General features: G+C 36.5%; 22 protein-coding genes and 1 tRNA gene. 12 read left to right on the top strand and 11 right to left on the bottom strand.

Features of this window, described 5'->3' with window-relative positions:
- Positions 1–184: 184 nt before the first annotated feature.
- A complete protein-coding gene (locus I6U49_RS09310; RefSeq protein ID WP_198628461.1) occupies positions 185–2,320 on the bottom strand; it encodes a carboxy terminal-processing peptidase in 2,136 nt (711 codons plus the stop codon).
- A gap of 145 nt (positions 2,321–2,465) precedes the next feature.
- Between I6U49_RS09310 and surE the strand changes: the two genes are divergently transcribed.
- From surE to I6U49_RS09285, 5 genes are all read left to right on the top strand, one after another.
- Entirely contained in the window at positions 2,466–3,248 is a 783-nt protein-coding gene (gene surE / locus I6U49_RS09305; protein ID WP_198628460.1) for a 5'/3'-nucleotidase SurE, read from the top strand.
- Entirely contained in the window at positions 3,241–3,522 is a 282-nt protein-coding gene (locus I6U49_RS09300) for a hypothetical protein (protein ID WP_193711286.1), read from the top strand. Before surE ends, I6U49_RS09300 begins: the two co-directional genes overlap by 8 nt.
- Before the next feature lie 118 nt (positions 3,523–3,640).
- Positions 3,641–4,756, top strand: coding sequence for a lipid-A-disaccharide synthase (gene lpxB, locus I6U49_RS09295; protein WP_198628459.1), 1,116 nt, complete (start codon positions 3,641–3,643; stop codon positions 4,754–4,756).
- Positions 4,757–4,759: 3 nt separating this feature from the next.
- Positions 4,760–5,329, top strand: a complete 570-nt coding sequence (locus I6U49_RS09290; RefSeq protein WP_198628458.1) for a C40 family peptidase — start codon at positions 4,760–4,762, stop codon at positions 5,327–5,329.
- Between the two features lie 49 nt (positions 5,330–5,378).
- Positions 5,379–7,424: a ComEC/Rec2 family competence protein gene (locus tag I6U49_RS09285; protein WP_198628457.1), complete on the top strand. Its 2,046-nt coding sequence runs from the start codon at positions 5,379–5,381 to the stop codon at positions 7,422–7,424.
- 36 nt (positions 7,425–7,460) lie between these two features.
- Here I6U49_RS09285 and I6U49_RS09280 read toward each other — a convergent pair whose 3' ends face one another.
- The gene (locus I6U49_RS09280; protein WP_193711290.1) at positions 7,461–8,003 is read right to left on the bottom strand and encodes a thioredoxin family protein; all 543 of its coding nucleotides are present in this window, start codon (positions 8,001–8,003) and stop codon (positions 7,461–7,463) included.
- Positions 8,004–8,244: 241 nt separating this feature from the next.
- Between I6U49_RS09280 and I6U49_RS09275 the strand changes: the two genes are divergently transcribed.
- Both I6U49_RS09275 and I6U49_RS09270 read left to right on the top strand, forming a co-directional pair.
- The gene (locus I6U49_RS09275; protein ID WP_198628456.1) at positions 8,245–8,421 is read left to right on the top strand and encodes a hypothetical protein; all 177 of its coding nucleotides are present in this window, start codon (positions 8,245–8,247) and stop codon (positions 8,419–8,421) included.
- Positions 8,422–8,448: 27 nt separating this feature from the next.
- Positions 8,449–8,640 (top strand): hypothetical protein, encoded by a 192-nt coding sequence (locus I6U49_RS09270; protein ID WP_198628455.1) that lies wholly within the window; start codon positions 8,449–8,451, stop codon positions 8,638–8,640.
- Between the two features lie 128 nt (positions 8,641–8,768).
- Here the strand turns inward: I6U49_RS09270 and I6U49_RS09265 are convergent, their stop codons facing one another.
- Positions 8,769–10,382 (bottom strand): peptide MFS transporter, encoded by a 1,614-nt coding sequence (locus I6U49_RS09265; RefSeq protein WP_198628454.1) that lies wholly within the window; start codon positions 10,380–10,382, stop codon positions 8,769–8,771.
- Positions 10,383–10,397: 15 nt separating this feature from the next.
- Positions 10,398–12,569, bottom strand: a complete 2,172-nt coding sequence (locus I6U49_RS09260) for a S9 family peptidase (protein WP_198628453.1) — start codon at positions 12,567–12,569, stop codon at positions 10,398–10,400.
- Between the two features lie 150 nt (positions 12,570–12,719).
- Here I6U49_RS09260 and I6U49_RS09255 point away from each other — a divergent pair, with 150 nt between their 5' ends.
- Both I6U49_RS09255 and I6U49_RS09250 read left to right on the top strand, forming a co-directional pair.
- Entirely contained in the window at positions 12,720–14,069 is a 1,350-nt protein-coding gene (locus I6U49_RS09255; protein WP_317191858.1) for a hydroxymethylglutaryl-CoA reductase, degradative, read from the top strand.
- Positions 14,069–14,986 carry a GYDIA family GHMP kinase gene (locus I6U49_RS09250; RefSeq protein ID WP_198628451.1) on the top strand — a complete coding sequence of 306 codons (918 nt, stop codon included), beginning with the start codon at positions 14,069–14,071 and terminating at the stop codon, positions 14,984–14,986. Before I6U49_RS09255 ends, I6U49_RS09250 begins: the two co-directional genes overlap by 1 nt.
- Positions 14,987–15,198: 212 nt before the next feature.
- Here I6U49_RS09250 and I6U49_RS09245 read toward each other — a convergent pair whose 3' ends face one another.
- From I6U49_RS09245 to I6U49_RS09215, 7 genes are all read right to left on the bottom strand, one after another.
- On the bottom strand, positions 15,199–17,319 hold the full coding sequence (locus I6U49_RS09245) for a peptidylprolyl isomerase (RefSeq protein WP_198628450.1): 2,121 nt from the start codon (positions 17,317–17,319) through the stop codon (positions 15,199–15,201).
- A gap of 95 nt (positions 17,320–17,414) precedes the next feature.
- A complete protein-coding gene (locus tag I6U49_RS09240) occupies positions 17,415–18,704 on the bottom strand; it encodes a hemolysin family protein (RefSeq protein ID WP_198628449.1) in 1,290 nt (429 codons plus the stop codon).
- Complete coding sequence (locus I6U49_RS09235; RefSeq protein WP_193711297.1) at positions 18,704–18,901, bottom strand: hypothetical protein; 198 nt, start codon at positions 18,899–18,901, stop codon at positions 18,704–18,706. The genes I6U49_RS09240 and I6U49_RS09235 overlap by 1 nt, the downstream gene beginning before the upstream one ends.
- Positions 18,894–19,466 (bottom strand): LPS export ABC transporter periplasmic protein LptC, encoded by a 573-nt coding sequence (gene lptC, locus I6U49_RS09230; RefSeq protein WP_193711298.1) that lies wholly within the window; start codon positions 19,464–19,466, stop codon positions 18,894–18,896. Before lptC ends, I6U49_RS09235 begins: the two co-directional genes overlap by 8 nt.
- Before the next feature lies 1 nt (position 19,467).
- Complete coding sequence (locus I6U49_RS09225; RefSeq protein WP_198628448.1) at positions 19,468–20,841, bottom strand: tetratricopeptide repeat protein; 1,374 nt, start codon at positions 20,839–20,841, stop codon at positions 19,468–19,470.
- A gap of 21 nt (positions 20,842–20,862) precedes the next feature.
- Positions 20,863–22,116, bottom strand: coding sequence for a hypothetical protein (locus I6U49_RS09220; protein WP_198628447.1), 1,254 nt, complete (start codon positions 22,114–22,116; stop codon positions 20,863–20,865).
- Complete coding sequence (locus I6U49_RS09215; RefSeq protein WP_198628446.1) at positions 22,113–22,844, bottom strand: type III pantothenate kinase; 732 nt, start codon at positions 22,842–22,844, stop codon at positions 22,113–22,115. The genes I6U49_RS09220 and I6U49_RS09215 overlap by 4 nt, the downstream gene beginning before the upstream one ends.
- Before the next feature lie 105 nt (positions 22,845–22,949).
- Here I6U49_RS09215 and I6U49_RS09210 point away from each other — a divergent pair.
- The 3 genes from I6U49_RS09210 to I6U49_RS09200 form a co-directional block, all read left to right on the top strand.
- Positions 22,950–23,022, top strand: a tRNA-Phe gene (locus I6U49_RS09210).
- 243 nt (positions 23,023–23,265) lie between these two features.
- Positions 23,266–23,652: an ISAon1 family transposase N-terminal region protein gene (locus tag I6U49_RS09205; protein ID WP_198628445.1), complete on the top strand. Its 387-nt coding sequence runs from the start codon at positions 23,266–23,268 to the stop codon at positions 23,650–23,652.
- Positions 23,591–24,252, top strand: a 662-nt coding sequence (locus I6U49_RS09200) for an ISAon1 family transposase (RefSeq protein WP_232804684.1), incomplete at its 3' end; no start/stop codon positions are given. The genes I6U49_RS09205 and I6U49_RS09200, both read left to right, overlap by 62 nt.

Genomic DNA, 24,252 nt, shown 5'->3' with positions numbered 1-24,252 from the left:
CTAAGTTTTTCAGAAGAGATTCGAGCCTAAATTAAAGACTATGTTCCTGGATGGTAGTCGAAAATTATCGGGTATAAAAAAGCTTGTTTGAAAAAGCCTTAAACTCCATATTAAAAGCTAAAACGAGTTTAGCTTTGAGGAGAACAAAATTTTCAAACAAGCTCTTAGCCTATCTTTAGAAAAATTAGTCGCGAACTTTAGCTAATTTATCCTGTTTTATATTATTCTTTTTCATATCTGCCAGTACATGAATAGCCTCTTCCACATAAACATCTTTACTCAAGTTTTTATGCCAACGATCTCTTTTCTCTTTTAAAATGGTATCGTTTTCAAACAACTTTACTTCGTAAGCTAAAGATTTGAATGTAAGGTTGGTGGTATAGTTTTTAATAGAATCAAACCTTTTGGCCATTTCTTTGTTCATTTCTGCCGTTGCGGCATATTCCTCAAACATTAAAGAATGTGAGTTATCTTCACTCTGATCTTTAATCCATTTGGCGTGCTCCTCAATAAGTTTTAACTGCTCATTAGTTCCCATTCTATCCTTACTCTCTTCAATGGTTTTTTCAAAGTTTACAAAACCTTCCCAAACCTCATAACTGGCGGGATCTATTTTATCCCATGGCAGCGGATTATCCTGATCTTTCTCTCCAATATCTATAAAGCTATAACGATCTGGAACCACTACATCACTTTTTACACCCTCTAATTGCGTAGAGCCTCCGTTTACCCTATAAAACTTCTGGGTAGTTAATTTAAGCGCGCCTACATCTCCAAATTCATTGCTTCTTAACCAACGATTTAAATCTATTACATTTTGAACGGTTCCTTTTCCATAGGTTTGTTTGCTACCTATAATAATAGCCCTTTTATAGTCTTGCATGGCAGCGGCCAGAATCTCTGAAGCCGAAGCAGAAAGCTCATTTACCAAAATTACAAGGGGACCATCCCACAACACAGAAGGATCTTCGTCTGAAAGAACTTCTTTTCTTTTTCCGCTGGATTTCACCTGAACGATAGGTCCTTCCTCAATAAAAAGCCCGGCAATGTCTACCACTGTTTTTAGAGAACCACCTCCATTATTTCTAAGGTCAAGTACAAGCCCGTCCATATCCTGTTCCTTTAATCGAATAATATCTTTCTTGATATCTGAAGCCGCATTTCGCTCTTCATAATCTTCCATATTAAAATAGAACTTAGGCAGGTTAATTATTCCGAAATTCTTACCGTTATTGTTAACCATAGCAGTCTTGGCATAGGTTTCTTCAATTTCAACAATGTCACGAGTAAGTGTGATTTCTTCTATATTACCCATTAATTTTTTACGAACTGTTAAGGTAACTTTAGAATCTTTTGGCCCCTTAATTAAGTCTACAGCATCTTCAAGGCGCATTCCCACTATGCTTACAGGATTATCTTCATCTTCTTGCTGCACTTTTAAAATCTCATCTCCTGCATCAAGCTGTTCACTTCTCCAGGCAGGACCTCCCGAGATAACTTCGGTAATGGTAATATTGTCACTTTTCTTTTGTAATCTGGCACCAATACCCTCAAGTTTCCCGGACATGGCAATATCAAACCTGTCTTTATCCTGAGGTGCAAAATAGAAAGTATGAGGATCAAAAGCCTCAACTACGGCATTTAAATACACTGTAAAATAATCCTTGCGTTCAAGATCATCTGTAAAATCGTAATATTCATCCAAAGAGTTTAAGGTTACCTTACGAGCCTCTTTTTCAAGCTCTTCTTTAGACTTCATCTCATAAGCAGGATCTTCTTCCTTTTTTTGTTCCTCTTCTTCTACCTTATCATAAAAAGTAATAAGGGTAGAAAATTTTAGCTGTTTTCTCCAACGCTCTTTTAATTCCTTTTTTGAAGTCACATAGTCTGCTTCAGAAAAATCTGTGTTTATAACTTCATCTTCAGAAAAATCAAAAGGCTTTTCGAGGATTTCCTTATAAATACTCCTTGCTTCTTCCGATCTTTCTATAAGTCGATTATAGGTTAAATCGAAAAAATCAATTTTCTGTTCTTCAATTTGGTCATCAATCTTATCCCGGTAAGCGTCAAATTCTTTAATGTCGCTTGCATAGAAAAAACGTTTAGACCCATCTAAACCTTCAAGATATTTATCATAAACACCTTCAGAAAATTCGTCATTAATTTCCCGGGCATCGTAATGACCTTCGTTAAGAACATATGTAATAAGGTCTATAAGAAGTTTATCTTTATTAGGGTCGTCAAATTTTTTAGTAGTAAAACTACAGGAAGTGGCAGCCATTAAAAGCACGACCACCAAGATCTTTAAATTCTTTTTCATAAATAGCATAAATTTCATCATTAACAGCTCTCCAAAATACATTAAAAATTGTGCCAATAAAGTTAATGGGTAATAATAATTTGTTAAACCACTAAGATAAGGTTTCTTCCCGAAATTATTATTTTAGCTTTTATAAAATTAAGCTATGACCAGAAAGAAACCATTGATTTTAGTAACCAACGACGACGGAATCACAGCACCCGGTATAAGGACATTAATAGAAGTTATGAAAGAGCTGGGTGATGTTGTAGTTGTGGCACCCGACAGCCCCCAAAGTGGCATGGGACACGCTATTACTATTAGTGACACCTTGTTTTGCGAACAAGTTACCATAAAAGAAAATTACAAACATAAAGAATACAGTTGTTCGGGAACCCCTGCCGATTGTGTAAAAATTGCCACACAGGAAATTTTACACCGTAAACCCGATCTTTGCGTTAGCGGGATTAACCACGGCTCTAATTCGTCTATAAACGTAATATATTCAGGAACAATGAGTGCTGCTGTAGAAGCAGGGGTAGAAGGAATTCCAGCTATTGGCTTTTCTCTACTGGACTATTCTTTAAATGCCGATTTTGAGCCTACCAGAAAATATGTAAAAGCCATTACCAAAAATGTGATTAAAAATGGCCTGCCAAAAGGTGTGGTGCTAAATGTAAATATCCCAAAACTATCTGCCTCCGAAATTAAAGGAATGAAAGTGTGTAGGCAGGCAAATGCGCAATGGGAGGAAGAATTTGACAAAAGAACAAATCCGCAGGGCCGTGAATATTATTGGCTTAGCGGTAAATTTGTAAATAAAGATAAAGGCGAAGATACCGATGAGTGGGCACTACAAAACGGTTATGTATCGATTGTACCGGTACAATTCGATTTAACGGCCCATCACTTTTTAGACGACTTAAACACCTGGGAGCTTAATGATTAAGCAAAATATTTTTATAGGTTTCCTAACCGGAATCTCTGCCAATATTGGTGGTGTATTTCTTTACATCCTGCTTTTTTCTGAAATGGGAATAGATGAAACCTTAGATAAGGCCATTGCTCAAGGATATATTGGGAAATTAATAGCCCTGGGAGCCATTTTAAATTTTTTGCCATTTTTTGTTTTTATAAGGAAAAAACAAAATTATCATGCCAGGGGTGTTTTATTGGCCAGTATCCTGGCCGCGATTAGCATTTTTATCTCTAAAATTGTTTAAATATAAATGTTTATGGTTTGTGGTTTATTGTTAGGTGATGTAACCTTGAACCTGGCACCTGAAGCCTTGAATTCAAATCTTGTGCATTAAACTATAAACTTGAACCTAAGTATATAAAATGAAATATTATATTATAGCCGGGGAAGCTTCTGGAGACCTTCACGCCTCTAACCTGATGCGTGCATTAAAACAAAACGATTTGGAAGCAGAATTTAGGTTTTGGGGTGGCGATCTTATGCAGGAACAGGGCGGGCAATTGGTAAAACATTACCGCGAACTGGCCTTTATGGGCTTCGTAGAGGTTCTTTTTAACTTAAAGACCATTCTTAAAAATATTTCCTTCTGCAAAGAAGACATCAAAAAATTTAAGCCTGATGCCATTATTTTTGTAGATTATCCCGGCTTTAATTTAAGGATAGCCAAATGGGCTAAAAAAGAAGGCTACCCAACACATTATTATATTTCCCCGCAAATTTGGGCCTGGAAAGAAAACAGGATAAAAGAAATAAAACGGGATATAGACCATATGTATGTAATACTCCCTTTTGAAAAGGAGTTTTATGAAGAAAAACATAATTTCCCGGTTCATTTTGTAGGCCATCCCCTTATTGATGCTATTGGCCAAAAGAAACTCCCCGATATAGCTGCTATAAAAAAAGAATACGGGCTGGATGAAAGACCTATTATTGCTATTTTACCCGGGAGCCGTAAACAGGAAATTTCAAAAATGCTGGAGGTTATGTTAAGTATCACCCCAGATTTTCCTGAATACCAATTTGTAATTGCAGGTGCACCCAGCCAGGATGCTGCATTCTACGCTCCCTTCATCAAGCAAAAAAACATCAAACTCATCATGAATAAAACCTATGATGTATTAAGCCTTGCCCATGCTGCCATGGTAACATCGGGTACGGCTACCCTGGAAACCGCCCTTTTTAAAATCCCCGAAGTAGTTTGCTATAAAGGCAGCTATATCTCCTACCAAATTGCACGTAGAATTATAAAATTGAATTATATCTCACTGGTAAACCTTATTATGAACCGGGAGGTGGTAAAAGAATTAATCCAGAACGATTTTAATACTAAAACACTTAAAAAAGAGTTTAAAAAAATACTGGAAGAAAAACACCGTAGCAAAATTTTTAAAGATTACTTTGAGTTAGAACAAAAATTAGGAGGAAAAGGTGCCAGCGAAAAAACAGCGCAACTAATTATAAAAGCAATCAAAAATTAATCTATGCCTAAAATTTTTAAACTTCTTTTTCTAAGCTTTTTTCTTACAGGCCTTGTTTCCTGCGGAAGCTCACGCGCTAAAATTATTACTACCAAAAGTGAAGAAAACCGTTCACGAGATTATTCAAGTAAAGAAAAGCCGTCCAGAAGTTATACCGATAAAGAAATAGCTGAAGTGAAGCCGGTAAACAAAAAGGTCTATAATATTATTTCTACGGCAAAAAGTTTTGAGGGCACCCGATATAAATATGGAGGCACCACTAAACGAGGCATGGACTGCTCCGGATTACTATACACGGCATTTTTGGAGGAAGATATCGCTATTCCAAGAACTTCCCGAGCAATGTCGCTTGAGGGGGAACGCCTTTATTTAAAACAAGTAGGCCCCGGCGATTTACTTTTTTTTGAAACAAATAAGAACAGAAAAGTTATTAATCACGTTGGCCTGGTGGTAGAAATAGAAAGCGACAATATCTATTTTATTCATTCTTCTACTTCACGCGGGGTAATTATCTCTTCCTTATCTGAACCATTTTGGAATGAAACCTTTGTAATGGCCCGAAGAATTTTGTAATTTTTAGTATCTTATACTCCTTATTGCTACCCTACACAAAACAACAGGGATGCAATTTTTGAATTTTACCATCATAAAACTTTCTATATTCCTAATTCTGGGAATTATTACCGGGTTCACGATTCATCTCCCCTTACAAGCTTTTTTTATATGTTTAGGCTTTCTATTTCTAAGCTTCTTTTTTAGCTTTTTACGAGCTCGTAAAAAGTTATTTGATGATGCTTTCTTCGGAATATGCACCTGGAGTTTAATCTTTTGTATAGGCATAGCCACCGCCTATTTGCATCAGCCTAAAAATATACCACAGCACTATATTAACACTAAAAGTACCGAAGCTGGCATAATGCAAATTCGCATTTTGGAAACACTTAAGCCCAATGCTTACAACCAAGCCTATATAGCGGAAGTAGAAAGAATCTTTTCGGGTAAAAACTCAGTCACAACCACCGGAAAAATCCTGCTTAACATTTCTAAAGATTCTATTCCCTTAAATATAAAACCGGGAACGAAATTGCTTGTTCCCAATAAACCATCAGATATTACTGAGCCTCTAAATCCCTACCGATTTAATTATCGGAGGTTTATGCAAAAACAAAAGGTAGAGAAACAATTAAGCTTAGACCAGGCAGAGCTCAAAATGTTAACCTATACTACAAACAGGCCATTAACCCATATTACTAATTTTAGGGCAAGCTTAATACAGAAGCTTTCAAAAGCAAATTTTAATAAAGATGAACTGGTTATTATACAGGCACTACTACTGGGGCAAAAACAGGATATTTCAAAGGAAGTTTATGAAGATTATGCTGCCGCTGGAGCCATACATATACTTGCCATATCGGGTCTTCACGTAGGTATTATTCTATTAATTCTAAACTGGCTTTTTAAACCTTTAAACCTCGTAAAATACGGGCTGTTCCTAAAAACAGTACTTCTAATTTCACTCATGTGGGGTTTTGCTATGCTAGCAGGACTTTCCCCATCGGTAGTGCGGGCCGTAACCATGTTCTCTTTTATCGCTATTGGGATGCAATTGCGAAGAAAAACCAGTGCTTTGAACAGTTTGTTCATTTCTCTGTTTATTTTACTGCTTGTAAATCCATATTTTATTTTCCAGGTAGGTTTTCAGCTTAGTTATCTTGCGGTGTTCGCCATTGTTAGCCTTCATCCCAAATTATTTAAACTCTGGCAACCCAAATTTAAAATTACCAGGTACTTTTGGGGGCTATTATGTGTGAGCATAGCCGCACAAATTGGAGTTTTACCCTTAAGTTTATTTTATTTCCACCAATTCCCTTCTTTGTTCTTTCTTTCCAATTTGGTGGTATTACCTGTGCTTGGCTTAATTTTAGGTCTTGGAATTCTCGTTATCATACTAACCCATTTCAATATACTTCCAAACGCTTTAGCAGATGCCTACGGAAATTTAATAGGCCTTATGAATCAGTTTATTACCTGGGTGGCAGGCAAGGAGGAGTTTGTTTTTACAAACATTCATTTTAGTATATGGCAAAGTTTAAGCGCCTATTTGCTTATCTTATTTTTTATTTTTTTAATTTATCGAAAAAGTTTTAGGAGCTTTATTTTATTTCTCTGTGGAATTATACTGCTTCAATCCAGTATGATTTTCAGCAGAATACAGAATTCATCTTCAGAAAGTATTGTTTTTCATAAACCAAGAAAAACTATGATAGGCATAAAAAAGCATGATAAACTTGAGCTTTATCATAATCTAGAGGCCCCAGTCAAAAATGAAATTAGATTGAAAGATTACAAGACCGGTAGGAACATTCGGCGTCTGGAAGAGCAAGCAATTCCCAACATTTTACTGGCCGGGAAAACTTCAGTTTTCATTGTTGACAGCAGTGCGGTTTACAAGCTGAATGATTTTAAGCCACAAATAGTATTACTCCGGGACTCTCCCAAAATCAATTTAGAAAGACTTATTACGCATTTAAACCCGATGCTAATTATTGCTGACGGAAGTAATTATCACAGTTATGTATCTCGCTGGGCCAAAACCGCCAGAAAACAAAAAGCCCGCTTTCACCATACAGGTAAAAACGGGGCTTTCCGCATTTCTACTGAACCTTAAGGCTCACTATCAACTAACACTTAAATTGTAAATAATTTATTCGAAAGAACCTTCAAAATTCTTCTGATATTCTGCAAAAGCTTCTTTAGAAGTCATTTTTTTATATTCATCTCCCACAAAGAGCTTTAGGTATAGTTCTAACTGTTTTGGCGTTCTATAACCGGCAACAGGAGCAATTAAATTAGCTTCTTCATCGAAGAAAACCAAACTTGGATATCCGGTAATTTGAATGGCCCTTGCTAATTGGTGGGGTGAATTTCTTCTTTTTTTCTTTTCGGGATCGTATTGTGGGTTTTTAAACACCTGACCCTTAAAATTGATTTCCTCGTTACCCTCGGCATTAAATTTTACAGGATAGTAGTTCTCATTTACATACTCAATTACATCGCTGTTGCTAAATGTATTTTTGTCTAACATTTTACATGGCCCACACCAAACGGTATAAGCATCCATAAAGATTTTTTTAGGTTCCTTTTTCTGCGCTTCCAGAGCTTCGTTCATACTCATCCAGTTAATCTCCTGGGCTTGCACACCAAGACCGGTAAAAATCAAGAAAATAAAAAAAGTAAGTTTCTGCATTGTTCTAATTATTTTAAACACTTGGTCGGTTCACATGATGAACCTAACAGGAAAACAAAAAACGTTCCTAAAATGTAAAAATAAAACTTACAGTAACATAAGAAAAAGATAAAGTAGATAAAATCTAAGTTAATGATAAACTGCAATGATTATGCAGTGAATGAGATTATATTCGTTGAATCAGATTATTTCATGCGCATAGATCTAATTTAATAATCAAATATTAATTAAAGCATTTTTTATGAAAAATACTGAAAATTATGGGGTGTCAATTCTCAAAAAAGAAGATTCACGAAATATAAATGGTGGCAAAACTGGGCCATGGTGGCCTGTTGCGGTTTTATGGTCTGCTTGGGAAAACTTTGATGATATCAAAGATGGTCTAAGCGATGGTGCAGCAGCTTACGATAATAGATAAACTAATCAATAACTTTAAAAAGAAAACATGAAAAATCTTAATAATTACTCAGTTATAGAAATATCCTTAGATGAATCATCTGAAATTACAGGTGGAGGTGGTCGTTCCGGGTGGTATTACCTAATGTATGGTATTGGTTATATGGCAAAAGGATTCATGGACGATGAAGCACACGGAAGGAGATTATTAGCATCTGGAAGTCCGGGTGGAGCGAAGTAATAAATTTAGAAATAATCAAGAAGCAAAAAGGTGGAGTTTAAGCTCCACCTTTTTTAGTCCATTATTTTTTCAAAAATATAAAATTGAAAAAATATTTTTCAGAAATCATTAGAAGAAGATTTCTATCTCTATCTTATTCCGTGCATCTTTTTTATCAGGAATTTATTTATTGCCACCATTAATAATCCCATAAAAATTGGAATAAGAGTAAAGATTAAGAAAAACACCGATAACCCGTATTGTTCCGAGATACTATCAATATACCCTCCCGTATAACCTCCAAGAATACCAGCTATAAAATTGGCAAGAAACCAAATTCCAAACATGAGGCCTACCAGTTTTGGAGGAGATAATTTACTCACATAACTAAGTCCTACGGGAGAAACACAAAGCTCACCTATTGTATGAAAGAAGTATGCTAAAATCAACCATATCATACTTACGGCAGCAGTTTCAGCTCCCTGAGGAATTCCAAAAGCTCCATAAGCAAGAGATGCAAAACCTACTCCAAGTAATATCAGCCCAATCCCGAATTTAACAGGACCAGAAGGGTTAAACCTACTTTCCCAAATTTTGGAAAACACAGGAGCAAATAATATTATAAATAAGGAGTTTAATACTGAGAACCACGAAGCCGGCACTTCAGCGGTGTCCACCTGAAATTCATTATATAACATCCAAATAACTATACCCCATATTATTACAAAACTGCTTCCAAGAAAAAAATTGGATTTAGCATACCTTCCAAAAGTTTGCTTAAAAAGCATTAGAAGCACCCAGGTTATAACCAGCAAGGGAATTACTGTAATAACAGCATTAATTATTTTAAAAGTTACTGCCTGACTACCTAACAGATCTCTATCAGTATAATCCGCTGCAAAAATAGTCATAGATCCCCCTGCCTGTTCAAAAGCCCACCAAAAAAATATTGTAAAAAATGCAAAAACTGAAATTACAATTACTCTATCTTTTTTAACCTTAGGAGAAGGCTCTGGCTTATTTGTTTTTTCAAAATTATCATCTAAAATTGGCTTACCCTTACTATCTTCCACTTCTCCTTTTACAGTGTGATCATCAACATAATCATCCTTTTTCTTGGGCTTTAAACCAATTTCCCCAAAAATCTTTTGGGCATAATAGAACTGTAACATTCCAATAAACATGAAAATTCCCGCGAGACCAAAGCCCCAATGCCATCCTACTTTTTCCCCTATATAACCACAAAGTAAAATTCCGAGAAAAGCACCGGCATTAATTCCCATATAAAAAATGGTATAACCAGCATCTTTTTCTTTATCATCGGTTTTATAAAGCTGACCTACAATTGAAGAAATATTCGGTTTAAACAAACCATTCCCCAATATCAAAAGAAGTAACCCAAGATAGAAGAAAATATTAGTAAAACCTTCTAGCGCCATAGATGCATGGCCAAGAGTCATAATTAATGCACCCAAAACAACTGCACGCCTATAACCTAGGAATTTATCTGCTATCAAACCCCCAAATATAGGAGTAATATAGACCAATCCAATATACCATCCATACAAGATAAGTGCATCTTGTCTTTCCCAGGCCCATCCATTTTCCATTATGGATGCTGTTAGAAATAAAACCAGTAAGGCACGCATTCCGTAGTAAGAAAAACGTTCCCACATTTCTGTAAAGAAAAGAACAAATAAACCAGAAGGATGTCCTAGCACTGTTCTTTGATTATATTCAGATCCTCCGAATTTAAACTCCATATTATTTAGTTTCAATTATAGTTTTTCTTTTATAAAATTGGTCATTAATGTATAGAGGTGTAATCTTGTATTACCTCCATAAATACCGTGATTTCTGTCTGGATAAATAGCCCAGTCAAATTGCTTATTGGCCTGTACTAAAGCTTCAACCATTCTCATGGTATTTTGCACATGTACGTTATCATCTCCACCCCCATGAATTAAAAGATAGTCTCCTTTTAATTTTTCAACATGATTAATTGGTGAATTTTCATCATAACCTGAGGGGTTTTCCTGAGGCGTGGTCATATATCTTTCGGTATAGATGGTATCGTAAAATCTCCAGCTAATTACCGGCGCTACTGCTATAGCCATAGAAAAAGTGTCATTTCCTTTAAGAATAGCATTAGAAGACATAAATCCTCCATAGCTCCATCCCCATATCCCTATTCTGTCTTCATCTATATAATCTAGTTCAGCAAACTTTTTTGCTGCAGCAATCTGGTCTTCTACCTCGTATTTCCCAAGTTCGTTTTGAGTTACCTTTTTAAAAGCAGCTCCTTTATAACCTGTACCACGTCCATCTACAGCGGCTATAATATAACCTTCGTTAGCAAGAAGCTGATACCAATAATCGTTTGTTCCAAAATAAGAGTTAGAAACCGACTGCGACCCAGGACCAGAATATTGAAACATTAATAATGGATATTCTTTATTTTCATCAAAATTAGTTGGCTTAATCATCCACATGTTAAGCTCATTCCCATTCACTTCAATAGTGCTCAATTCTTTTGGAGAAAAATTATAAGCTTTTTCTGTTTCCAGTAAAGCCGAATTATCCTTAATCTTTCTTACCAACTTACCGTTTTTAGCATAATGCAAGGTGAATTCATAAGGTGTTTCGGTACTGGTATAAGAATTTATAAAATAAGTATAGTCTGCACTAAAATCGGCGCTGTTCACACCTTCTTTCCCGGTTAAACGGGTTTTGCTTCTCCCGTTAATTTTTATAGAATACACGTCTCGATTTACGCTTCCGTTTTCTGTACTTTGATAGAAAATCTTTTTTGAATCTTTATCATAACCGTAATAATTGGTTACTTCCCAATTTCCTTTGGTGACCTGGTTCTCTAACTCCCCATCTTCATCATAAAGGTAAATATGGTTCCAACCATCTTTTTCGCTGGTCCAAATAAAACTATTGTCTTCAAGAAAAGTAAGATTATTGGTGATATCTATATATGCCTCATCGGTTTCGTTCATCACAACTTCAGCTTCATTATCTTCAGCATCAACAAAAACAAGGTCCAAATCGTTTTGATGCCTGTTTAACACCTGCACACTTAAAATCTCAGGATCCTGTGTCCATTTAATTCTTGGGATATAAAAATCTTCATAATCTCCAAGTTCAACTTTTTCACTTTCGTTAGCAGCCAACTCATAAGTATAAAGCGAAACTTCAGAATTTGTTTCTCCGGCTTTAGGATATTTAAAAACGTGCTGAGAAGGATACAGATCCTGCCCATACATATCCATGGAAAACTCCGGAACTTTAGATTCATCAAATTTCAAATAAGCCAAATGAGTACCTGTTTTATTCCAGTCGAAAGCCCTTACAAAGGCAAATTCCTCTTCATAAACCCAATCGGTCACCCCATTAATTATTTTATTTATTTCGCCATCGGTAGTTACCTGTGTTTCTTTCCCTGAAGCTATATCGTAGATATATATATTGTTTTCAAAAACATAGGCCACTTTAGAGGCATCTGGAGAAAAAGTAGGCTCCTGAACTTTATTATCGCTTAATTTGGTAAGCGTTTTATCTTCTACATCATAGATATAATAAATTCCACGGGAAGAACGCCTGTAGATTTGCTCTACATTGGTAGAAAGTAAAATCTTATCTTCCTCTTCACTAAGAACAAAACCCTGAAAACCTGAGATCTCATTAAGATTGGCACTATTTAAAAGGCTTCTAAGCTTTTCTCCACTTTTATAAGAATATACATCTATGCTACTACTGTTGGCATTTCGGTCGCGGTTCAAAACCACATATTCTTTGCCGTTATTTAAAGATTGAAGGGATTGTAAACGCTCCTGTCTAAAGGTTCCGTTATAGATTTCTTCGAGGCTAACCTCTTTATTCTGAGCGTAAATAGTTGAGGTTGCTGCTATTAACAACCCTACTAAAATTTTTGAGAACTTCATAAAATTTATAGAATGAATTTTAAATGCCAAGTTTACTAAAATTTCAGCAAAAAGCGTAGTATTTCACTGTTAAATACTAAGAATCTGTTAACTGTAAATAGTTTCATTTTTCTAAAATAGGAAAGGCATATTCACTTAAATAACAATTGTATCTTTGTTTCCTCTAAATTAGCTTCAAAAATGATAAAACCTATCAGTGGATTTTCCAGGCTTAGCAAAAAAGAAAAAATAGACTGGCTTGCCGAAACCTATCTTAAAAATAGCCCGGAAGACGTGGCTGTACTTAGGCAATACTGGAACGAAGATTCCAGTTTACAACAATTGCACGACGAGTTTACCGAAAATACCTTATCAAATTTTTACCTGCCTTTTGGACTGGCCCCAAACTTCCTAATTAATGGAGATTTATTGGCAATTCCTATGGCGATTGAAGAAAGCTCGGTAATAGCAGCAGCAAGTAAAGCTGCTAAGTTTTGGGGTAGTCGCGGCGGATTTAAAGCCGAAGTAATCGATACAAAAAAGATTGGTCAGGTACATTTTAATTTCTTCGGAAACAAAAAAAAACTGGAATCCTTTTTTGAAAGTGTAAAACCCAAACTGCTAGAAGCTGCTAAGCCTATTACCCGCAATATGGAAAAACGTGGTGGCGGGGTTTTAGCTATAAATTTAAAAGACAAAACTGCGGAAATACCAAATTACTATCAGCTACACTGCGAGTTTGAAACCAAAGACTCCATGGGCGCAAATTTTATAAATTCCTGCCTCGAAAAATTCGCAGAAGTCTTTCGGGATCAAGCTAAGAATTATACCGATTTTTCTTCCGAAGAAAAAGATATAGAAATCATTATGAGTATTCTTTCTAATTATGTACCAGAGTGCTTAGTAAGAGCTGAAGTATCCTGCCCGATAGAGAAACTGGACGAAAATAAAGATATTAATGCTGAAGATTTTGCGAAGAAATTTATACAAGCAATAAATATCGCTGAAGTAGAACCCTATCGCGCCGTAACCCATAATAAAGGGATTATGAACGGTATTGATGCGGTTGTACTGGCTACCGGAAATGATTTTAGGGCAGTAGAATCGGGGGTTCATGCTTATGCCTCCAGAAATGGAAAATACTCCAGCTTAACCCACGCCAGCCTTGAAAACGGAATTTTCAAATTCTGGATTGAAGTTCCCCTGGCCCTGGGTACCGTAGGCGGCTTAACGAGTCTGCACCCACTGGTTAAATTAGCCCTGGATATTTTGCAAAAACCCAGCGCCAAAGAATTGATGAAGGTAGTGGCAGTTGCCGGACTGGCTCAAAATTTCGCCGCTATTAATTCTCTAACAACAACCGGGATTCAGCAGGGACATATGAAAATGCATTTAATGAATATTTTAAATCAGCACGGTGCCACTGAAGATGAAAAGAAAATCCTTACGAAACATTTCACCAAACATACGGTTACGCACAGCAGTGCCGTGGAAGAGTTAAAAAAACTAAGAAATTCGTAATGAAAGAATTTTATAGCCAGGGCAAACTTTTAATTACCGGAGAATATGCTGTTTTAGATGGAGCTAAAGCCCTCGCAATACCCACAAAATTTGGGCAATCGCTGGAAATTGAACCTGCTGAAGGCAGAAATTTAGCATGGAATAGTTTTGATGAACAGGGGAAATTATGGTTTCAAGGAGAGTTTGAGTTTATCAAGAATAAATTTCATTGTATTAAAGGAGAACAGGAAGTTTCGGCGAGACTTGTAGAAATCCTGAACGAAGCGCACAAACTAAACCCAAAATTATTTTCTACCGAAAAAAGCGGAATTAAAGTTAATACCCGTTTAAATTTCAACAGAAATTGGGGCCTGGGAACTTCTTCAACACTAATTAACAATATTGCGAATTGGTTTGAAATTGATGCCTTTAAATTGCTTAAAAATACTTTTGGAGGCAGTGGTTACGACATTGCAGCAGCACAAAATAAGCAATCTATTACTTATCAACTTACAAACGATAAGCCCTCGGTTTTAAAAGCCAATTTTTATCCGAATTTTTCAAAAAACATCTTTTTCGTTTATTTGAACGAGAAGAAAAACAGCCGTGATGCTATTGCGCACTACAAAGCATTACCTAAAGAAAATAAAAGCGGACTAACCGAAAAAATCTCTTCCTTAACCGAGCAATTCACCAAGTGCAACAACCTCACCGAATTTGAGCTTCTAATCAATATTCACGAGACTTTATTGTCGCAAGCACTACAAACCCAAAAAATAAAGCAAGAACGTTTTCCCGACTTCCCCGGAGCTATAAAAAGCCTTGGTGGCTGGGGTGGAGACTTTGTGATGGTTACCGGCCAGGAAGAAGCGGTTTTCGAATATTTTAATAATAAAGGATTTAAAACAATTTTTGCTTTTGAAGACATGGTTCTTTAAAAATGGCTCTTAAAGAGTACCAGGATTTTTTTGAGACAGGCTCTAAAATAAAGTAAGGATGATGTAGGAATTAAAAAAATCTTAAACTAACAAGCTAAACCTGCCAAGCCGTTCAGGCAGGCTTATTTCAGATTTTAAATTTGCTTAAAAAAACTGCATAAAAAAGCCCCGGTAAAATTTTACCGGGGCTGTATATTTAAAAGCTTATTCTACTAGTAGAATCTTGCACGATTATCTTCAATTTCTGCTTTTTCACGAAGCGCTTCGAAAAGCCTTTGTGAAGCATTCTGTCTTCTTTGTGCAGTTTCCTGTTGGGCAATTCCGCTATAAGAATTCATTGCCGGAGCTTCATTTTTACTTTCAAGCTCTACTACATACACGCCATTATTACCTGCAATTGGCTTACTTAAACTGCCAGCCTCCAAAGCGAATACCGACCCTACTACTTCTGGCTCTCTTCCGGCACCGGGTAATGTTGGGCTGCCAAGGCTAACCGCATTTGCAGTTTGCACCATAGTATTGTTATTGGAAGCGATTTCTTCCAGGTTTTCGCTATTGATTTTACTTTTAAGAATTTCGGCTTTCTTTTCTTTTGTAAGAATTGGGAGCACTTTAGATGATGCGTTTTCTGCAGTCATCAAACCTTTCTTATTCTTAGCTGTTAATTGCGCCACAACATAACCTGAAGGAATATCAAAACGCTTTATATCGCCAACGTTAGCTTCGTCTTCAAAAGCCCACTGAACAATTCTTCTTTGTTGTCCAACTCCAGGGATATTTTCATCTAAAGCTTTTACGTTATTAACAGTTCTAACATCGTAGTCCCCTTCTTTGGCAACTTCAGCAAAATCACCTTCTCCTGCCGCGATCTCAAACTTAGTGGTTTCATTAAAAAGGTTGTTTCTGGAACGTTCTGATGCCTCTAATTCTCTGGCAATAGTAGCAATTTTTACTGCTTTTTCTCTTTGGCTCTGCTCTGCGATATGGATCACGTGGTAACCAAAATCGGTTTCTACAACACCTACATCTCCTTTATTATTGTTTAAAACATAAGTGTCAAACTCAGACACCATATCTCCAGGGCCAAAATACCCAAGGTCACCGCCATCCTGATTGTTAGAACGGTCTGAAGAAAATTCGACTGCTAATTCAGCAAATTTATCTTTATTTCCTTTAATTACATTAGCAAGGCTATCGGCCAATGCTTCAGCTTCTTCTTTGCTTCTGGTTACATCTGGTGCAAATTGTTGCCCCTGGTAAGCCACAAGAATATGACTTGCTTTTATAGAATCTGGAACCTGCTTGGTTTCTACCAATTTAGAAAGCTTAAAATAACCTTCGTGTTGGTATGGCCCAAAAGTTTCACCTTCATTTAAATTGAAAAGCTCATCAGCAAATTCTGAAGGCAGTTCGTTTTTGAATTTAAACCTATTATCGTAAGGAAGGTCTGAATTTGCCTCTACAAAATCTTCATAATCGGTTGTTGAATTAAATCCAGCTAAAGTATCATTGCTGCTGGTTACTGCATTATATTCTACACGGTTTTCCAACAATGCATTTAAAGCTTCTTCTGTTTCTTTTACATCTTCATCTGAAGCTGTTTCTTCAAAATAAACATATCTGATATTTCTGGAAGCTTCGGTTTCAAACTGTGCAGCATGATCTTTAATATAAGCTCTAATTTCATCTTTACTCACCTCTACTTCATCATCTGAAATAGAAGAATACGGTAATTGAACAAAACGAAGATCTACCGTATTATTTTGAAAACGGTAAGCTTGTTCAGCTTCAACAATAGTTGCACCAATCCCGGCAGTTACCATTGAGAAATACATATTTTGACGAGCAATATCGCCCATATTTTCTTCCATTTGTAGCCATTGTTGGTATGCCTCCGGCTGTGTAGACCTTAAGCTTGCAATATATTCACGCACCCGGTTTTCATCAAACATACCAGCTTCATTTCTAAAGGCAGGATTACTTCCCATCTGTGTACGCATCACCTCTCTAATTTGAGCTTTACCAGCTCTAATGCCAAGCTTTTCAAGCTCTTCTTTAAGAATAGTTTCACGAAGGGTTTGTTCCCAAACCTGGTTTACAGCCTGGCTGGTACTTACATTTGCCCCCATTTGGCGTTGAAAACCTTCTACCTGCCGGGCAAAATCTTCCCTACTCACCTCTTCACCATTTATGGTTGCTATGGTGTTTTGGTCTTTTTGCGAAGAAAAGCCTCCGTTACGTATTACATCGGCAAGCACAAAAGAGAAAAGTGCCAATGCAATAATGATGATCAAGAAAACAGAACGCTGTCTGATTTTATTTAATACTGCCATTTGTAGTTGTTATTTATCAAAATATAGTGGGCGAAAATAATGTTTTTAACCTAATTATAAAACTTATAATTAGCAAAATACTAACTAATCCTTATTTAATCTGCCGACTTTATTTTTAATTCTATTAATTCTATTTTGGTATTGGAAACTTCCAATATTTTAAATGAAAAATTATCTATCTGTAATTCTTCATCTTGTCGGGGAATTTCTTCGGTATGGTTTACAATATATCCCCCAAGGGTTTCGTAATTCTCCCCTTCAGGAATATTCAGCTTATAGTTCTCATTAAGGTAATCTACCTCTAATCTTGCCGAAAATTTATAATGCCCTTCTCCCAATTCCTCTTCGGTAAGTACGGCGGCATCATGTTCGTCTTCAATTTCTCCAAAAAGCTCTTCCACAATATCCTCTACCGTAATCATTCCGCTGGTACCCCCATATTCATCTATTACAACCGCAATACTTTTTCGCTTTTTGGTAAGATTGTTTAAAACATCTTTTACCCACATTGTTTCCGGTACAAAAACTACCGGCAAAAGTATAGACTTTATAGATTCGGGTTTTTTAAAAAGCTCAAAAGAATGCACATAGCCAATTACATCGTCTATGGTCTCGTTGTAAATTAAAAGTTTAGAAAGCCCTGTTTCGGTAAAAGTTTCCACAAGGTCTTTAGGCGCCAGGTGTTGATCTACAGCTACAATTTCGGTTCTGGGCACCATCACCTCCCTGGCTTTAATATCGGAAAATTGCAGGGCATTTTGAAAAATTTGAATTTCAGAATCCACTTCTTCATCATCTTCTACCGTCTCCATCTGCTCATTGATAAAGTTACCTAATTCAACCTTACTAAAAGCTAATTGCACCTCATCTCCTTCGGTTTTAAAAAATCTTTTTAAAATAACGTCGGAAACCCATATTACAAAAGAAGAAACGAAACTAAAAAGTATGTAAAAGATATACGCAGGAATGGCAAAAAATTTAAGCATAGAATTTGCGTAAATTTGAAAAAACACCTTCGGAAGAAATTCAGCAGTAAGTAAAATAACCAGTGTAGAGATCACGGTTTGTGTAAATAAACTTAAATCGACCACCAAATATTCTAAAAAGGCACTGTTTAAAGGCTGAAGCCCCTGAAGCCAATTCATTAATAAGTCTCCCATAAAAAAGCCATAAACCACCAGGGCAATATTATTCCCCACCAACATGGTAGCTATAAATTTTGAAGGCTTTCTTGTTAACCTTTTAAGAATAGTTGCCAAAAAATCATTTTGGCGCTTTTCAATTTCAATATAAATTTTATTGGAAGAAATATAAGCAATCTCCATCCCGGAAAAGAAAGCAGACAAAATTAGGGAAAGAATAATTATAAGAATTTCAGCTTCCATTATTCCTGCTTATTACGCTCTTCAATCTTGCGCCTAAATCGTCTTTTAAAGAAAAACATAAAGATAGATATTACCACAAAAAAGATAAATAAATAGGCCCTACTGCGCTCTGTATCCCAAATTCTAAAACTTTCAAAAAGAAAAAAAGCAGCTATAAATAAGTAAGCGTATTCAAAATATTTAAAATATTTACTCATCGGGTTTATCGTCTTTTATTATTTGAACCCCTACATTGGTTCGCGATCGAAAATTACCGAAATTTTGATTAGCATCAAAACCTTCACCTTCGTTAAGCGCTCCATTAGGAAATTTTATGGTATTAGGTTTATCGGTAAAAATCCAGTTTATATTTTGATCCCAATATAATTGTGAAGCTTCAAGCCGCATGCTATCGGCGGTAAAAACCACCACATTTCCCTGTAAATCTATGAGATTGGTACCATCGTAAATTATCCCGTAATCTGAGGTAACCGTGCTTTTCTCATTATTTTCATCGTAAATTTCCAATTCCAATCCGTCGGGAAACTCACGGTACGGAAACTCTTTATTATTAAAATCCATCATTTTAGGGCTTTTTAAATTAGCCACCATCCTACCGGAATCGGTATATTTTAGATTAATTCCCTCGGCAATGGCTTGCGGAGCATCACCCTCTATATCCAGGGCTCTAATTTCATTTAAATTACCCTGACATGAAAAAAGCATTGTCACGCCTATTAGCGTGACAATGCCTGTTATTATTTCCTTGTATGTTATACTCATATTACATTTGCGGGATACGTACAGTTTCCCCTATCCAACATCCAATTTTTATAGCTTCACCGGCACTTCTACCCTGCTGAAAAACATCGGCTTTTTGCGGAGCCCTACCTCTATAAGCAGTTGCTGTTTGATTTGCATTAGAAGCGATAGATGGATCTACTCTTGCAGCCCTTGCAGCGTAATCGGCCGCTAACCAGTATACAGCTCTTTTATCAAATGCTGTTTCACCACAATTATTGGCACTTTGCGCAATCATATTAGCAATTTGCAAGTATGCTCTTCCTAAAGATGGTTTAGCGCTAATTGCCTTTCTAAAAAAGTTTCTAGCTTGAGAGAAGCTACCTCTTTCTTTATAGTTAGATGCAATTCTATAGTAAATTCTAGCCTGATCGCTTGGATCTTCTTCTAATTCTGCTGCTTCATTATAATACTCCAAAGCTTTAGCTCTATCACCATCGGCTTCAGCTAACTGCCCTAAAGAGTATGCAGAATTTGCAGAAGGCTTTAATTGGTGCAATGCTTCAGAAACCTGGAAGAACAATGGATCTTCTGTACAATCCTTAGCAGACAACCTTGCGTTTGCATTCTGCAACCAATCTACATCAGACTTTTTCTCTTCAAAATCTTTCTTATAAAGCGGGATTAGGTTATCGCAATCTGCTCTGGCACCAAGCTTAGCATTCAAAGCACCTTTAACCATGTTATAGTTTTTCAGGTTAATTTCAGCATATTTAATCTGTTTTTTCTCCTTAGAAGTAAGCTCATCGCCTGCATCCTGCTTTTCAATAAGCGGTGCCAGGTTTTTAGCTGCCTTATTTTCTTCTTCTTCAATTTTCGCCATTACTTTATCGTAATTATCAAAAACATCCTGAAGTTCTCTTTCCCCGGCATCTTGCATATCTACCATTAACTGGAAATAAGCATAAAGACCTTTTGGGCTGGTAAAGTTATCTCTATCTTCGGTATATGCCTTATCAAAAGCATTATACAATTCTTCTGTATTTCCTATTTTATGATCAAACTTCAACTGAGCAATATCAGCATAGATTTTTCCTTTAGAAGTTTTACTCGGAAACAATTCTAAACGCTCTTCCCATAAACCAATAAGTTCTTTTATATATTGCTCCTTTTCTGCACCTTCGGCATTTTCAATTTTATAATTAAGAGCACGCTCTCCATATTGGAAAGTAGCTAAACTATATTTTGGACACTCTTCCCTAACTTTCATTAAGGGTTCGTAAGCAGCATCATAATTTTTAGCCTTAGCATCATCATACGCCAAAGCAGCCATTGTTGCACAATCATTAGACTGTGCGCTTAAAACACTTGAGCCTAAAACAGCCCCTGTAATTAATGCTATAAATCTCGCTTTCATGTTCTTGTTTTATTATCGTGGTTAATTAAATTTTCTTCTTTCGAACCATTTTCTAGCTGCAGTTAGGGAAAGCCCTACTGAAAGCCTAAAGTAATCTTCCTGAATTAAACCTGAATCTGTGGTACCGCGCTGTCCATACTCCAATCCAAGGTTTATATTAGAATTTCCCGGCCCTACAGGTAGTCCAACTCCAAAAGTAATGCCAAACTCATTAATATCCTGATTATTGAGATTTAAACCTGTCTCTTCATACCTAAACCCAGCGCGATAAACAATGCGCTTAAAATAATTGGTAAAAGAATCATACTGTGGAATAAAATACCCACCAAATTTATATTGGGCAGCATTTGCAAAATTTGCGTTAGTGCCCCCTGCTCCATTCACACTTAAAAAGGAATTATCGTCTGTACTCACATATTCCCCACCAAAAAACCATTTATTAGGCCTTCCAAGACCAAGACCTATGGTATATTTTGCTGGTAAGCTAAGTTCAGAATCTGCAACATCTATATTGCGCTCTTCCACCACTGTTTCACCTCCGTTTCCTGAGAAAGCTATAGTTGCCAATCGTCTTGAGTTTTCTGCATCTATAGTAGTTCTGGGAGAATAAGAAGCCGCTGCATGTAACTTAAGTCCGTTTTTAAATTTTTGCTGAAAATCGGCACCAAAATTATAGTTAAAGCCTAATAAGTCTGTCCTACTTACATCACGGGAACCTAATTGCACTTCGTTACGTACCAGGGTTCTTTGATTTTGGAGGTTTCCAAAGTTGTATTGCGCATCAACCCCAATACTCAAGGAAGGAATAATTTGATAACCAGCTGAAAGAAAAACTTTATTCATTCCGCCACGACCTTCCAGCCTACTGGCTACAGACTCCCTAATATCTAAAATTTGATATCCAACCGAGGTATATGGCAACACACCAATACCAAAACCGAGATTTCCTCCCACGGGCACCCCAATGGCCAGGTAATCTAAAGAAGTAACCTTTGCATTATCTTCGGCCGTAGCCGAGCTTAAGTTTACCCTTTCATGAGAACCCCCTACCGCATAGGTTGTTCTTCTTAACCTCCCATAACCAGCGGGATTTCTAAGGTTTAGATGAATACTATCTGAAAACACACTTAAGCCACCCATAGATCTGTTCTCTACGGTTCCTTTAAAAGTTGTAAGGCCAATCCCGTAATAAGAATAGGGCGATGATACATTCTCCTGCGCTGAAGCAACCACTGTAAAAAAAACAGCTACGATTACTATAAATCGTTTAATCATTGAGTTTTGTTAAATTCTAAAATGTAGTTTAAACCCTCAAAAAGAAAATTCGGGTTGGCAAATATGCTATTTTTTACCCGCTTTGACAAAATTTGCGTATCCCCACCTGTTAAAATAACTGTTAAATATTTATAATCAGCTTTATAGCGATCAATAATTCCATCCAATTCTGCGCTCACACCGTTCAACACCCCCGATAAAATACTGTTTTGCGTAGAATTGCCAATTAAAGGAGCCTTTTCATCTAAGCTTACCAGCGGAAGTTTAGAAGTAAAATGTTGCAATGCCTTTAAACGCATTTGCAAACCGGGAGAAATAGCACCTCCAAGATATTCATTTGCAGCATTTTTAAAATCGAAAGTTATACAGGTACCCGCATCTATTATCAAAACATTCTTGTATTGAAAGTTTAATGAAGCGGCGGCCACCAATGCCAATCTATCTTTCCCTAAAGTTTGAGGCGACCCATAATTATTTTTAAATGGGAGTTTTGTGTTTTCACTTAAAACATACAGATTGGATTCTTCCTTAAGAATTTTCTCAAAAGCTGAAGTGTCCTTTACAACCGAAGATAGCATAGAAAAGCTTATTTGAGGATAATCTTTTTTTATTTCTTGAATTTTTTTAAAAAAATTTTCAGCGACGCACACATAAGACCTAAGAAGTTTAGACTCCTGAAAAACAGCAACTTTTATATAGGAATTCCCTACATCAATAATTAAATTCATAGGCATTTGATTGAATTGGCTAAATTACAAAAGCATTTTTTTAAAATTTCCTTTGTGAGATTATAAAAATGGATATATATTTGCACCCGCTTACAACAAGCAACTGGTGCCTTAGCTCAGTTGGTAGAGCAAAGGACTGAAAATCCTTGTGTCCCTGGTTCGATTCCTGGAGGCACCACCTTAAAAGCCCGATACACTTTGTGTTTTCGGGCTTTTTTAATTTTAGACTGTTAAAAAAAGGTCCCCATGGAGAGATCAAGGATCAAGACCATTTTCTGGGTTTTTGCTTTTTTAAGCAAATAATTTTTCAAGTCGAAATAAGGATCAAGAACATTTTCTGGGTTTTTGAGTTTTTAAGGATCAATCTCAAAAGTTGGGTCTAGAGTGAAAAATAGTTTTCTTTGTAGATAAATATTATCCAGTGAATAAAGAGACTGACCTATCCCTGCTAAGCTTAATCCTTCCTGAAGGTTTATTAACGTATTTTGATATTGTTGGATTTGATAAAAAGGCCATTAAAGATCCACTGTACGTTAATCGACTGACCATTTATTTGGAAGAGAGAAAGGAAATCCCGGAAGCCTATAAAAACCACCAATACAAAGCTAGTGGCTTTATGGAACCTCGCATAATTGATGATTATCCAATCAGAGATAATCTGGTAAGCTTAAGCCTGAAGCGAAGACGTTGGGATGTTTTAGTAGATCAGAAGTGGATCAAAGTAAACCGGAGTTGGGGAGATTTTATTGCACAGGGTACTCGTTTTTCAAAAGAGTTCGCTGATTTTTTTAAAGAAGACAACCGATAATACAGCTCTTAGCAGTCATCAGATAGGAGGGTTCTTCGGAATTTCAGGTAAGAAACTTCAACGCCAGTATAAAAACCACCTAAGTCAATTTCAACACTGGGAACAAAAATCTCACGCCGGGAAATGGCTCTTATATCCTCAAAACATTGGAGCTTTTCTCTCTATTGATGAGACTGCCTTATCTCAGGGAGAACTCTATACCATAATCACCAATAAAGAGGCTAAGGGTAAGAAAGGAGCTTTGGTAAGCATCTTCAAAGGAACACGGGCAGAGCCAATCATTGATAGGCTTCTTAAACTCCCATCATCCATCCGCAACAAAGTTAAGGAGATAACCCTTGATATGGCGCACTCGATGAAGCATATTGCAAAAGTTTGTTTCCCTAAAGCTATACAGGTAACTGATAGGTTCCACGTTCAAAAACTTGCCATAGAAGCATTGCAAGAACTTCGCATAAAATACCGATGGGAAGCCATTGACCAGGAGAATGAGCAGATAAAGCAGGCAAAGACCACCCCCGGTAAAGCCTTCCTGCCAAAACTACTTCCCAACGGAGATAGCCAAAAGCAACTTCTGGCAAGAAGCAGGTATTTACTCTA

The organism is Salegentibacter maritimus (assembly GCF_016236915.1).
Classification (GTDB): Bacteria; Bacteroidota; Bacteroidia; order Flavobacteriales; family Flavobacteriaceae; genus Salegentibacter; species Salegentibacter maritimus.
The sequence above is the reverse complement of the archived record's forward strand: the minus strand, read 5'-3'. Positions and strand labels throughout refer to the sequence as shown.

What these genes read in the sequence shown, in the direction of transcription:
- I6U49_RS09310 (WP_198628461.1), bottom strand. Translation starts at nt 2,320, where the DNA reads ATGAAAAAGAATTTAAAGATCTTGGTGGTCGTGCTTTTAATGGCTGCC.
- surE (WP_198628460.1), top strand. Translation starts at nt 2,466, where the DNA reads ATGACCAGAAAGAAACCATTGATTTTAGTAACCAACGACGACGGAATC.
- I6U49_RS09300 (WP_193711286.1), top strand. Translation starts at nt 3,241, where the DNA reads ATGATTAAGCAAAATATTTTTATAGGTTTCCTAACCGGAATCTCTGCC.
- lpxB (WP_198628459.1), top strand. Translation starts at nt 3,641, where the DNA reads ATGAAATATTATATTATAGCCGGGGAAGCTTCTGGAGACCTTCACGCC.
- I6U49_RS09290 (WP_198628458.1), top strand. Translation starts at nt 4,760, where the DNA reads ATGCCTAAAATTTTTAAACTTCTTTTTCTAAGCTTTTTTCTTACAGGC.
- I6U49_RS09285 (WP_198628457.1), top strand. Translation starts at nt 5,379, where the DNA reads ATGCAATTTTTGAATTTTACCATCATAAAACTTTCTATATTCCTAATT.
- I6U49_RS09280 (WP_193711290.1), bottom strand. Translation starts at nt 8,003, where the DNA reads ATGCAGAAACTTACTTTTTTTATTTTCTTGATTTTTACCGGTCTTGGT.
- I6U49_RS09275 (WP_198628456.1), top strand. Translation starts at nt 8,245, where the DNA reads ATGAAAAATACTGAAAATTATGGGGTGTCAATTCTCAAAAAAGAAGAT.
- I6U49_RS09270 (WP_198628455.1), top strand. Translation starts at nt 8,449, where the DNA reads ATGAAAAATCTTAATAATTACTCAGTTATAGAAATATCCTTAGATGAA.
- I6U49_RS09265 (WP_198628454.1), bottom strand. Translation starts at nt 10,382, where the DNA reads ATGGAGTTTAAATTCGGAGGATCTGAATATAATCAAAGAACAGTGCTA.
- I6U49_RS09260 (WP_198628453.1), bottom strand. Translation starts at nt 12,569, where the DNA reads ATGAAGTTCTCAAAAATTTTAGTAGGGTTGTTAATAGCAGCAACCTCA.
- I6U49_RS09250 (WP_198628451.1), top strand. Translation starts at nt 14,069, where the DNA reads ATGAAAGAATTTTATAGCCAGGGCAAACTTTTAATTACCGGAGAATAT.
- I6U49_RS09245 (WP_198628450.1), bottom strand. Translation starts at nt 17,319, where the DNA reads ATGGCAGTATTAAATAAAATCAGACAGCGTTCTGTTTTCTTGATCATC.
- I6U49_RS09240 (WP_198628449.1), bottom strand. Translation starts at nt 18,704, where the DNA reads ATGGAAGCTGAAATTCTTATAATTATTCTTTCCCTAATTTTGTCTGCT.
- I6U49_RS09235 (WP_193711297.1), bottom strand. Translation starts at nt 18,901, where the DNA reads ATGAGTAAATATTTTAAATATTTTGAATACGCTTACTTATTTATAGCT.
- lptC (WP_193711298.1), bottom strand. Translation starts at nt 19,466, where the DNA reads ATGAGTATAACATACAAGGAAATAATAACAGGCATTGTCACGCTAATA.
- I6U49_RS09225 (WP_198628448.1), bottom strand. Translation starts at nt 20,841, where the DNA reads ATGAAAGCGAGATTTATAGCATTAATTACAGGGGCTGTTTTAGGCTCA.
- I6U49_RS09220 (WP_198628447.1), bottom strand. Translation starts at nt 22,116, where the DNA reads ATGATTAAACGATTTATAGTAATCGTAGCTGTTTTTTTTACAGTGGTT.
- I6U49_RS09215 (WP_198628446.1), bottom strand. Translation starts at nt 22,844, where the DNA reads ATGAATTTAATTATTGATGTAGGGAATTCCTATATAAAAGTTGCTGTT.